At 77.0% G+C, this 11953-nt stretch carries 7 protein-coding genes; 3 read left to right on the forward strand and 4 right to left on the reverse strand.

What is annotated here, in order from left to right; translation table 11 throughout:
- Window positions 1-48: 48 nt before the first annotated feature.
- The 3 genes from JN535_RS09770 to JN535_RS09780 all read right to left on the reverse strand — a co-directional run bounded on the left by JN535_RS09770 (window position 49) and on the right by JN535_RS09780 (window position 8068).
- A complete protein-coding gene (locus JN535_RS09770) occupies window positions 49-3630 on the reverse strand; it encodes a UvrD-helicase domain-containing protein (RefSeq protein ID WP_374100494.1) in 3582 nt (1193 codons plus the stop codon).
- On the reverse strand, window positions 3627-7025 hold the full coding sequence (locus JN535_RS09775) for an ATP-dependent helicase (protein WP_307868515.1): 3399 nt from the start codon (window positions 7023-7025) through the stop codon (window positions 3627-3629). Before JN535_RS09775 ends, JN535_RS09770 begins: the two co-directional genes overlap by 4 nt.
- Window positions 7026-7087: 62 nt before the next feature.
- Window positions 7088-8068 (reverse strand): DUF3152 domain-containing protein, encoded by a 981-nt coding sequence (locus JN535_RS09780; RefSeq protein WP_307868516.1) that lies wholly within the window; start codon window positions 8066-8068, stop codon window positions 7088-7090.
- Between the two features lie 66 nt (window positions 8069-8134).
- Here JN535_RS09780 and JN535_RS09785 point away from each other — a divergent pair, with 66 nt between their 5' ends.
- Window positions 8135-8923, forward strand: a complete 789-nt coding sequence (locus JN535_RS09785; protein ID WP_205205334.1) for a TetR/AcrR family transcriptional regulator — start codon at window positions 8135-8137, stop codon at window positions 8921-8923.
- A gap of 96 nt (window positions 8924-9019) precedes the next feature.
- Window positions 9020-9244, forward strand: a complete 225-nt coding sequence (locus tag JN535_RS09790; protein ID WP_205205335.1) for a DUF3107 domain-containing protein — start codon at window positions 9020-9022, stop codon at window positions 9242-9244.
- Between the two features lie 61 nt (window positions 9245-9305).
- On the opposite strand, the gene JN535_RS09795 is transcribed toward JN535_RS09790, so the two are convergent.
- Complete coding sequence (locus JN535_RS09795) at window positions 9306-10019, reverse strand: ferritin-like fold-containing protein (protein WP_205205336.1); 714 nt, start codon at window positions 10017-10019, stop codon at window positions 9306-9308.
- A 239-nt stretch (window positions 10020-10258) separates the two neighbouring features.
- Here JN535_RS09795 and JN535_RS09800 point away from each other — a divergent pair, with 239 nt between their 5' ends.
- The gene (locus tag JN535_RS09800; protein ID WP_205205337.1) at window positions 10259-11899 is read left to right on the forward strand and encodes a DEAD/DEAH box helicase; all 1641 of its coding nucleotides are present in this window, start codon (window positions 10259-10261) and stop codon (window positions 11897-11899) included.
- Window positions 11900-11953: the final 54 nt, after the last annotated feature.

Consider the following 11953-nt stretch of genomic DNA (forward strand, 5'->3'; position numbering starts at 1 on the left):
GCTCGAGCGCGGCGCGAGGATGGCTCCCCCCGGGCCCGGCCCACGCGGTCAGCCCGCGAGCAGCGCCTCGATCTCCTCCTCGCCGAGGAGCCGGCGCGGGCGCACGGTCTCGTCGGACGCGACGTAGTAGAACGCCGCGTTGACCTTCTCCAGCGGCAGCCCCGTCCACCGCGACCACGCGAGCCGGTAGACCGCGAGCTGCACCTCGCGCACGCTGCGCGCGGCGGCGTCCGTCGGCGCCCGTCCCGTCTTCCAGTCGACGACCACGACGGCGTCGCGCGCTCCACCGGCGTGCTCCGGCCGCTCCGGGAACACCGCGTCGATGCGCGAGCGCAGCACCGTGTCGCCGACCGGGGTCTCGACGTCGACCTCGACCGCGACCGGGGTCCGGCTCGCCCACTCCGACGCGAGGAACGTCCGTTGCAGGGTCTCGAGGTCGGCGTCCGGGTCGAGGTCGTCGTCGTCCGCGCCGGGAAGGTCCTCGACGTCCAGGAGCGACGACGTCGTGAAGTAGCGCTCGGCCCACAGGTGGAACCGCGTGCCCCGGCGCGCGTGCACCGTGGGCTCGACCGGGACGGGGCGCCGCAGGTGCAGCGCGTACTCGTCGCGGTCCGCGGCGAGCCGTACGAGGCTCGACGCCGAGACGTGCGCAGGCAGCTCGACCTCCCGCCCCGAGCGCTCGGCCCGCTCCGCGAGCAGGACCCGCGCGAGCGCGACGAGGTCCCGCCCCTCGTCGTCGACGAGCACGCCCGCGGGCGCGGTGAGCCCGGCCGGGCCCGTCCCGGCCTGACCCGTCACCGGGTCGGGCGCGCAGCCAGGACCGGGCGCGACCGGCGCCGGTCCGGGCGCACCGAGGTCGGGCCCGGCGTCAGCGTGCGCCGCGTCGACGGGACGTCGGGCGCGCGCCTCGCGGGCGCGCTCGACGGCTGCCGCGGTGCGGCGCAGGACCGCGCGCGCCGACCCGTCGGGGGCGTCGTCGGGCACGGGCCACTCGCCGGTGACCTCGACGTCCTCGAGCGGGTTGGTGTCGTCGGGGCCGGGCGGGGCCGACCAGCCGTCCGCACCCACGACCCCCGACTCGACGAGCTCCAGGAGGAACGGCGAGAGCACGCGCGGGCGCGAACCCGTCTGCCACCACGACGCCGTGAGGTACAGCTCCCGCCGCGCCCGGGTGAACGCGACGTACGCGAGCCGGCGCTCCTCCGCGAGCTGGTGCTCGCCGCTCGCCGCCCGGAACTCGTCACGCCGTGCCACGAGCTCCTTGGTGTCCGAGGCAAGGTCGAAGCGGAACTCCGGCAGGTCCGCGGCGTCGCCGCGCAGCGGGTACGGGAGCTGGCTCACGTCGTTCAGCCACCCGCTGTCCGCGCGCACGCCCGAGGACGACTGCGCCGTCGTCGGGAACACGCCGTCGACGAGCCCGGGGACGACGACGACGTCCCACTCCAGACCCTTCGCGGCGTGCGCGGTGATGACCTGGACGGCGTCCGGGTCCGGCTCGCGCACCGGCAGGTCCAACCCGTTCTCGCGGGTCGAGGCGACCCCGAGCCACGCGAGGAACGCGCCGAGCGTCACGACGTCGGCCGTCTGGGTGAAGGTCGCGGCGACGTCGCGGAACGCGTCGAGGTGCTCGCGCGCCCGGTCGCTCACGGCCTCCGGGTCGACGAGGCGGCGCGACGCGAGCAGCGCCTCGTTCGTCACGGCCTCGACGTCGAGACCGAGCGCGCGCTCCGCCTCGACCACGAGCTCCGGGAGCGACAGGTAGGTCAGGCTCCGCAGCGCGCGCAGGGTGCGGGACAGCGCCGAGAGACGCGCGTGCCCCTGGGCCGTGAGCGTGCGGCCGTCGGCCGCGGGCTCGCCCGGAGCGGGCAGGTCGTCGAGCGCGTCGACGATCGAGCGATGGTCGGCCACGTCGCCCTCGACGACCACGGGATCCGGGCCCTCGCCGTCCTGCGCCGACGCGCGTCGGCGGGACCCGAGCGTGCCCTCGTGGCGCGCGAGATCGGCGGCACGACTGCCGAGAGCGTGCAGGTCGGCGGCGCCCAGGTTGAGCCGCGGGCCCGTGAGGAGGCGGACGAGCGCGTCGCCGCGCGAGGGGTCGTGCACCGCCTCGAGGAGCGCGACGACGTCGACGACCTCCGGCGTCGTGAGCAGGCCGCCGAGGCCGACGACCTCCACGGGCAGTCCCCGGCGCCGCAGCGCGACCTCGACCGCCGCGAACTGGCTGCGCTTGCGGCACAGGACCGCGGCGGTGACCCGTCCGCCCGGGGCGCCCGCAGGCCGCCAGCGCGCCGCGACGAGCTCCGCGACGGCGGTGGCCTCCTCCTCCGCGGTGGCCGCGACGTGCGCGGACACCGTGCCGGGCCCGGCGTCGGGGCGCAGCGCGAGCGGCGGCACCTCGACGCGGTCACCGTCGCTCCGGCCTCCCGCTCCGCGCAGCGGACCGGCGGTGACGTTCGCCGCCCTGAGCACGGCGGCGTCGTTGCGCCACGACGTCGACAGGAAGCGCACGGCCGACCGGTCGCCCGTCGCCCGCGGGAACCGCTCGGGGAACCGCGCGAGACCGCCCGCGCTCGCGCCGCGCCAGCCGTAGATCGACTGGTGCGGGTCCCCGACGGCGGTCACCGGGTGCCCGCCGCCGAACAGGCCCGCGAGGAGCTCGACCTGCGCGTGGGACGTGTCCTGGTACTCGTCGAGCAGGACGACACGGAACCGCGCCCGCTCGGTCTCCCCCACGACCGGGACCTCGCGCGCGAGGCGGGCAGCGAGCGCCACCTGGTCGCCGAAGTCCAGCGAGTCGGTGGCGCGCTTGCGCCGCCGGTACTCCGCCACGACGTCGAGCAGCCGGACGCGCTCGGCGACGTCGCCGACGAGCTTCTCGACCTCCTTGGTCCGCGCCTTCTGCCGCGGCCCGAGCGGGAGCGCGTCGAGCTGCTCGACGATGCCGGCGAGCCGTTCGCGGGCCTCGTCCGGCTCGAGGAGGTGCTCGCCGAGGGCGCCCGAGAGCCCGAGCACGGCCGCGACGACCGTGCTCAGCGCGCGGTCGGTGCCGAGGTCGTCGTCCCACCCCTCCACGACCTCCGACGCGAGCTGCCACTGCTGCGCCTCGCCGAGGAGCCGCGCGCCGGGCTCGACGCCCACGCGCAGGCCGTGGTCGCCGACGAGCGACGCGGCGTAGGCGTTGTAGGTCGCGACCGTGGGGCGGTCGAGCAGCGACAGGGCCGACGACGCCCCGCCCCGGGCGCGGGCGAGCTGCGCGAGCCGCACCTGGACACGCTCCGCGAGCTCGCCGGCCGCCTTGCGCGTGAACGTCAGGCCGAGCACCGCGTCCGCGGGCACGAGCTCGTTCGCGATGAGCCAGACGACGCGCGCCGCCATCGTCTCCGTCTTGCCCGAGCCGGCACCGGCGACGACGAGCGTGGGCTCGAGCGGCGCCTCGATGACCTCGACCTGCTCCGGGGTCGGGCGTGGCCTGCCCAGCAGCTCGGCGATGCGGGTCGCGGAGAGCGTCGGCCGGACCGGGTCCGCCGTCGCGCGGCCGGGCTCGGCCGGCTCGAGCGCGACGCCGTCCGCCGCGACGAGCCGGACCGCCGAGCCGGGCGGCTCCGGGAGCTCGAACAGCTCGCTGCTCACGCGACCACCCTCCTGCCCTCGGGCTGCACCGGGCACGCGCGGCGCACGGGGCACATCTCGCACAGCCCGTTCTGGCGCGCGGTGAACGTCGCCGCCGACATCGTCCCGGCGGCGTCCTCGACGAGGTCGCGCGCCCAGCTCGAGCCGTCCGCCCCCGGGTCGAGCGCGGGCTGGGGCACCACCGCGGGTCCGACGTGCGTGCTCCCCACGTAGACGAGCTGCGCGCCCGCGCTCCGCGTCCCCTCGGGCAGGTCGAGCGCGCCCGCCTCCACCGCGAGCTGGTACGCCCCGAGCTGCGGGTGCTCGGCGCCCTCGGCCCTGGTCGCCGTGCGCCGTCCCGTCTTGAGGTCGACGACCCGGACCTTGCCGTCCCCTGCCGCCTCGACCCGGTCGATGGTCCCGCGCAGGCGCGCGCGACCGACGGTCACGTCGAACGTCGGCTCGACGAGGAGCGGCTCGCCCGCCTGCGCGACGTAGGCCGCGAGCTTCTCGATCATGCGCTCCGCGCGTCGCCTCAGCTGACGCGTCGGCCAGCCGTCCGGCAGCGCGAGCTCGACCCAGCGACGGTCGAGCTCGGCGCGCAGCTCCGCGAGCGTGCCCGACGGGTGGCTCTCGGCGATCGAGTGCACGAGCGTGCCGAGGCTCTGGTGCGTCGCGTCGGGCGCCGTGCCGCCCGCGGCCTCGAGCGACCACCGCAGCGGGCACGTCGAGACGGTCTCGACCTTCGACGGCGACACCGTGACGGTCTCCTCCGGGCCGCGCAGGGCGGCGGCGCTCGACACGCCCGCCACGCCGTACCAGGTCTCGGGCCGCGCCTCCGCGACGCCGAGCTCGCCCAGGTCGGCCAGGAGCGTGGCCGCGGCGACCGCGCGCGCGTCCGGCGTGCCGTCGTCGGCGAACCCGCCCGCCCGGGCCTCGCGCGCCGCCGCCTCGACGAGCACGCCGCGCGCGGCTGCCACGAGCCCCCGCAGGTCGAGCGGGGCGCCGACCCGTACGTGACGGCGCGCGTCCGGGTCCGCGCCGGGTGCCGGGGCGGCGCCCGGCCCACCCGTCGTCGCCGGCCGCGGGGACCCGTCCTCGGGCCCGTCGGTGCCGTCCGGGCCCTCGTCCGGCCCTTCGGGAGCAGCGGGCGGGACGACGAGGTCGCAGAACACGGACGGCGCCTCCTCCGCGTCCTGGACCGCCGTCACCACGAGCCGACGGGTCGCGCGCGACGTCGCGACGACGAAGGCCCGCAGCTCGTCGGCCAGCACCTGGGCGCGCGCCTGGGACCCGACGCCGTGCGCGTCGTGCGCACGGCCCGCGAGGAGCTCGACGAGCGCCTGCGACCCGAGCAACGAGTCGCGCAGCCGCAGGTCGGGCCAGACGCCGTCCTGCACGCCCGCGACCACGACGACGTCCCACTCGCGTCCCGCCGCGCCCGCCGGGGTCAGCGCCGCCACGGCGTCCGCACCGCTCGCGCTCGCCGCGAGCGAGTCGGCAGGAAGGTCCTGCGAGGCCAGGTACTCGACGAACGCCTCGGCCGGCGCGCCGGGCATGCGGTCCACGAACGTCTCGGCCGCGCGGAAGAGCGCGAGCACCGCGTCGAGGTCACGGTCCGCGCGCGCCCCGGCCGGTCCGCCGTCGAGCGCCACCGACCGCCACCGCTCCGCCAGCCCGGTCGCCGCCCACACCGCCCACAGCACGGTCTGCGCCGTCGCGCCGGGCTCGGCCGCCGCCGCCCGGCCCGCGGCGAGCGCCCGCGCGACGGCGACCGGCCCGCGGCGCACGGTCGGTGGCAGGGTCGCCGCGCGTGCCGGGTCCAGCAGGAGCTCGACGAGCAGGGCGTCCGACGAGCGACCGCCCCCGCCCTCGAGCTCCTCCGCCCGCAGCGCGCGCCGCAGCCGACGGAGCGCGACGACGTCCAGCCCACCGACGGGCGACGTCAGCAGTGCCGCCGCGGTGAACGGGTCGAGCGCGTCCGGGTCGTCCTGCTCCGCGACGCACGCACGGACCGCCGCGAGCAGCGGCGCGACGGCCGGCTCGTCGCGCAGCGGGACGTCGGAGCCGAGCAGCGTGACCGGCACCGAGGCGGCGACGAGCTCGCGACGCAGCGCCGCGAGGCGGGTCCCGGTGCGGGCGACGACCGCCATCCGGTGCCACGGCGTGCCGTGCAGCAGGTGCTCGGCCCGCAGCTCGCGCGCCACGAACGCGGCCTCCTGCGCCACGGCCGAGAGCACGACGACCTGGACGGGCGGCGCGCCGTCCGGGCGAGCAGCGCCGTCCGCACCCGCCGCCGCGCCGCCCGGCACGTGCCGGGGCGCCGCGCCGCGGTGCACCGCGCCGGCGACGGTGCCCACCTGCGCGGCGACGCGACGCGTCACCTCGCGCAGGGGGCCGGGCTGGCGCCACGCCGTGCCGAGCACGGCCACGCGCGCCCCGAGCTCACCGCGGCGGGCGCCGTCCCGACGGACCGGTGCGGACGCGCGGCCCACGAGGCCCGGGCTCGCGCCACGGAACGTCTGGACGGCGGCGTCCGGGTCGCCGAGCAGCACGAGCCGCGCGCCGTCGTCGTGCAGCACGTGCAGGAGCCGCGCGGTCGCGACCGTGGCCTCCTGGTAGTCGTCGACGACCACGAGGTCCCAGCGCGGCCGGGCAGCGTCGGGCACCTCGTCGTCCCACGCGAGCAGGGCCTCGGCCGCCTCGTCGACCACGATCGCCGGGTCGAACCGCGCGCCCGCGTCCGGGGTCCCCGAGCGCAGCGCCGTGACGTCCAGGTACTCCGCGAAGAGCTGGGCGCCCAGCGTCCACTCGGGGCGCTCGTAGCGCTCCCCCAGGGCGGCGAGGTCGGCAGGCGTCAGGCCACGCTCGGCCGCGCGCATGAGCAGGTCGCGGAGCTCCTGCCGCAGGCCCCGGAGCCCGAGCGCCTCCTCCGGGAGACCGGGCGGCAGGACCAGCGGCGAGCCCAGGTGCGTGAGGCCGCCCTCGAGGTGGCCCTCCAACAGCTCGGAGAGCACGAGGTCCTGCTCGGGGCCGGAGATGAGCGTCGGGACGGGCTCGCCCAGCGCGGCGGCACGCTCGCGGAGGATCGCGAAGGCCGCCGAGGCCGCGGTGCGCACCATCGGCGCCCCGACGGTGCGGCGGGCGCGGGCCGACAGCCGGTCGCGGAGCGACGCGGCAGCGCGGCGGGACGAGGCGAGGAGCAGGACGCGCTCCGGGGCGAGGCCGTCGGCGAGCGCCGCGAGCACGACCTCCTGGGCGACGAGCGTCTTTCCCGTGCCCGGCGCCCCGACCACGAGCGTGGCCCCCGGGCCCGCGGCCGCGACGAGCGCCGCGCGCTGGGAGTCGTCGAGCGTCACGTCGGCCTCGTGGTCGCGAGGGCGCGCGACGAGGCGAGGGGCGGTCGTCAGGAGCACGGCCCGATCTCATCACGCGCCACCGACATCCCCGCCGCCACCGGGCTGCGGGCGCCACCCGGCTACGGCACGGGCCACCCGTTGGTGACGCAGCCCTGCGCCGAGATCGACTGCTGCACCATGACCGGGGCCACGGCACCCGGGGCCGGGCAGTCCTCGTGACCGTGCCCGAGCACGTGGCCGACCTCGTGGTTCACCAGGTACTGGCGGTAGGTCGCGACGTCGTCGCCGAAGTCGGGCGCGCCGAGCACCCAGCGCTCGAAGTTCAGCACGGCCACCCCGGACACGGAGTTGCCGCACGAGTACTTCCCCTCGGTCGCGAGGGGCGCGCACATCCGGTCCGTGGTCGCGGGGCTCGCGAGCACCACGCGGATCGACGCGTCGTCCGCGGCGGTGCGGGAGAACGTGACGCCGTCCGGCCCGGACCAGCCCCGCGGGTCGTTGAGCGTGGCGAGCACGGCCGTCGCGAAGATCTCGCCGTCCACCGGCAGCCCCTGCTCGACCTCGACCCGGACGGACCGGACCGTGCCCGTGCCGGGCGCGGGCGCCTCGCCCGGGACGACGACCAGGGTCCCCCCGAGGTCGGGCGCGACGACGACCTCGCCCAGGAGCCCGGAGCCCGGCTCCGCGACCGGCGCCTCGGGCGTGGGCTCGGCGTCGGGGACCGGCTCCGCCGGGGTCTCCGGCGCGCTCGGTGACGGCGACGGAGCGAGCGCCGACGGGGCGTCGGGCCGCGGCGCGAGGAGGTCGAGCGGGGCGGGCCCGTCCGCGACGTCCCCGGTGCTGCCCGCGCGCTCGACCGCGGAGCGGCTCGCCGGATCCGTCTCCCCCCGGGCCGGTGCGGGCGGGGCCTCGCGTTCCGCCGTCAGGGGAGCGCCTGCGCCGCCCGGGGCCGGCACCCCCCACACCTCCGCCGTCGCGGCGCCGCCGCCGAACCCGACCACGAGGCACGCGGCGACCGCCGCACCGTGCCGGAGCCCCCTCGAGGAACGCTTCTCGCGGGTCGTCGCGGGTCGGTTCGGGGGGGCATGTCTGTCGAGCACCCGACCATCGTCCCACTCCTCGTGACACGGGGTCGACACGAGGCGCCGTTTCCGTATCCTCCCCCCATGACGGGAGCCAGCGGGGGACGCGCGCACGGCACGGCCGGGCCGCCCGTCGCCGCGCGCACCCGGATGCCCCGGGACGAGCGTCGGGCCCAGCTCCTGACGATCGCCGAGGAGCTCTTCGCGTCGCACGGCTACCACCACATCTCGATGGACGAGATCGCGGACCGCGCCGGTGTCGGCAAGCCCGTGCTGTACCGGCACTTCCCCTCGAAGCTCGACCTCTACCTCGCGCTCATCGACGACCAGGGCGACCGCCTCGTCCGGGCCGTCCACGTCACGCTCGACCCGTTCCGCGAGCCGGCCCCCGGGGTCTCCGCGAGCGACCTCGACGCCCTCGCGGTCGACGGGCTCGCCGTCATCGAGGGCATCGTCCGGGCGTACGTCGCCTATGCGCGCACAGCCGGCAGGTCCGCGGCGCTGCTCTTCGAGTCCGACGTCATGCGCGACCCCGTCGTGCGGGCCCGCGTGCTGGCCCCCGACGCACGCATCGCGGGGGCGTTCGCCGACGTGCTCGTCCGCATCACCGACCTCGACGCCGACGAGGCCCTCGTCGTCTCGCGGACCTGCACGGCCGTCGGTCGGGCCGCGGCGACCGAGGCCGTCCGTCCCGACGGGACCGCGTCGGCCGACGACGTGACCCGGCTCGTCCCGCGCCTCGTCTGGCGCGGCGTGCACGGGATGCTGCGCCGTCCGCGGGGCGGCGCCCCCGACGCCGCGGGGGTGCCGACCGCCGACGTCGCCCCCGGTCCGGCGCGCGCGGCGCTCGACGGCTCGAGCGCGGGAATCTGACTACTATCGAACGCGTTGTCGCCGGTGGGAACGCCGCCCGCGCTACCCGAGGCCCGTCGTCGCTGCGCCTGGCGCAGCCGCTGTGAGGAGATCTGAGTGGAAGTCACGATCGGTGTGCAGAACCTGGCCCGTGAGCTCGTCGTCGACACGGACCTGTCCGCCGACGCCGTGGCGACCGCCGTCGCGGACGCGCTCGGCGGCGCCCCCGCCCTCGAGCTCACCGACTCGCGCGGTCGCCGCGTGATCGTCCCGACGGCGTCGCTCGGCTACGTCGAGATCGGCACCGAGGAGCAGCGCAAGGTCGGTTTCGGCTCGCTCTGACCGCCACGACCCGGCCGCCACGACGCCGCCGTCGCGCCCCCCGGGCGCGGCGGCGGCGTCGTCATGCCGCCAGGCCCAGGCGGTCCATGCGCCGGGAGTGCTCCGCCGTGAGCCGCGCGAAGACCCACGACTGGGTCGCGGGCGCCGGGCCGTTCGACGCGTCGTCGGCCGACGCGTCGACACCCGCCGCGACGAGCCGCGCGAGCGCGGGCCGCTGGGCGAGGACGACGCCGACGACGCCCAGCGCCTCGCCGACGAGGCGCCGGCCCCACAGGGCGAGCCGGGAGGCGAGCACCGGGTCCGCCGCGGCGGCGTCGGCGATGACCGGGGCGTAGCGCTGCGACGGCGTGTCCTGCGTGAGCGCCTCCACGACGACGTCGCGCGAGCGCTCGTCGAGGCCCTGGGCCGCGAGCAGGCAGAAGTCGTCCGCGACGCCCTGGCCCACGTAGCCCTTGAGGATGCCCTCCCACCACGTGCTCGGTCGCGTGCGCGCGTCGAAGTCGTCGAACAGGCCGTCGAACGCGGTCATGCAGTCCGCCGGGTCTCCTCCCAGCTCCTCGACACGCACGAGCACGCGCTCCTGCCGGTCGAGCATCGCGGCCGCGAGGCGGGACAGGGCCTGGCGCTGGCGCAGCGTGGGCGCGTGGGCCGCGTCGCCCGCGAGGCGGCCGAAGCTCGCGAGCTCGGTGTAGGCGACGAGGCCGAGCAGCTCGACGGCGTCCGCGTGGTCCGCCGTGGGCAGGGTCAGGGGGCTCGCGTGCTCGGCGTCGCTCATCGGGCCAGGATAGTTCTCCGATATCATGGCCGACGTACATCGGTTGCCCGGTCGTCCAGACCTCACGCTCGTCACGCGAACGACGACGGCACGGCACGGTCCGCAGCGCGGGCCTGGCCACGACATTCACGATCGGCTGCCGGCCACGAGGTGCGTACGACCGCGACCGGGAGCCTCCCGGGACCGGGCCCGTCGGGCCCGCCGACGGTCGCGCGTGCCCGAACGAGACAGAGGCACCAGTGACCACCACAGACGCCACCCCTGACGTGAGCGCGGACGCGACGACCGTCGCCGCCAGCGTCCACGCGGACAACACCACCTTCGCCGACTTCGGCGTGCGTCAGGAGATCGTCGACGCGCTCTCCGACGCGGGGATCGTCCAGCCGTTCCCCATCCAGGCGATGACGCTGCCCGTCGCGATGTCGGGCCACGACATCATCGGCCAGGCCAAGACCGGTACCGGCAAGACGTTCGGCTTCGGCGTGCCGCTGCTGCACCGCGTCGTCGCGCCGGGCGAGCCCGGGTTCGACGAGCTCCCCTCCCCCGGCAAGCCGCAGGCGCTCGTCGTCGTCCCGACGCGCGAGCTCGCGGTCCAGGTCGCGAACGACCTCGCCACCGCCTCGAAGCGCCGCTCCGTGCGCATCGTGCAGCTCTACGGCGGCCGTGCCTACGAGCCGCAGGTCGAGGCGCTCCAGCGCGGCGTCGAGGTCGTCGTCGGTACCCCGGGCCGCATGATCGATCTCATGAACCAGGGCCACCTCAACCTCACGCGGGCCTCGATCGTGGTCCTCGACGAGGCGGACGAGATGCTCGACCTCGGGTTCCTCCCGGACGTCGAGAAGATCCTCGCCCGCACGCCCGCCCAGCGGCACACGATGCTCTTCTCGGCGACGATGCCGGGCGCCGTCGTCTCGATGGCGCGCCGCTACATGAAGCAGCCGACGCACATCCGCGCGAACGACCCGGACGACGGCGGCCAGACGGTCAAGAACATCGAGCAGGTCGTCTACCGGGCGCACGCGCTGGACAAGGTGGAGATGCTCGCGCGCATCCTCCAGGCCGACGGCCGCGGCCGCACGATCGTGTTCGCGCGCACCAAGCGCACCGCCGCGAAGGTCGCCGACGAGCTCGTCGACCGCGGCTTCGCTGCCGGCTCGATCCACGGCGACCTGGGCCAGGGCGCGCGAGAGCAGGCGCTGCGCGCGTTCCGCAACGGCAAGATCGACGTGCTCGTCGCGACCGACGTCGCGGCGCGCGGCATCGACGTCGAGGACGTCACGCACGTCGTGAACTACCAGTGCCCCGAGGACGAGAAGACGTACCTGCACCGCACGGGACGCACCGGTCGCGCGGGCAACAAGGGCACCGCGGTCACGTTCGTCGACTGGGACGACATCCCCCGCTGGTCGCTCATCGACAAGGCGCTCGGCCTCGGCATCCCGGAGCCGGTCGAGACGTACTCGAGCTCGCCGCACCTGTACACGGACCTGCACATCCCCGAGGGCACCAAGGGTCGCCTCCCGAAGGAGCGCCGCACCCTCGCGGGTCTCGAGGCGGAGGAGATCGAGGACCTCGGCGAGACCGGCAAGCGGCACACGCCCGCCGGCGGCTCGCGCGGCCGCCAGGGTGGCCGGTCCGACGGCGGCCGCGGCCGCTCCGAGGGCGAGCGCGGCCGGTCCGGCGGCCAGGGCCGTTCCGGCGGGCGGCGCGCGGAGGGCGAGCGCTCGGGCGGTCGTGCCGAGGGCGAGCAGGTCGACGCGGGCGCGCCGTCCGAGGGCGGCGAGCGCCGTCGTCGGTCCCGGAACCGCCGCCGCACGCGCGGCGGCCGCCCCGTCGAGCAGCAGGGCGGCGCCGAGGCGACCGCCCAGCCCGCGGAGTAGCCCGGGCGAGCAGTCCGGAGCCCGACGACGAACCCCGGGTCTTCCCCACGGCCA

Source organism: Cellulosimicrobium cellulans (assembly GCF_016921195.1).
In the GTDB taxonomy this organism is placed as follows: Bacteria; Actinomycetota; Actinomycetes; order Actinomycetales; family Cellulomonadaceae; genus Cellulosimicrobium; species Cellulosimicrobium cellulans_F.

Coding starts and splice junctions, on each gene's coding strand:
- JN535_RS09795 (WP_205205336.1), bottom strand. CDS start 10,019: ATGAGCGACGCCGAGCACGCGAGCCCCCTGACCCTGCCCACGGCGGAC.
- JN535_RS09785 (WP_205205334.1), top strand. CDS start 8,135: ATGACGGGAGCCAGCGGGGGACGCGCGCACGGCACGGCCGGGCCGCCC.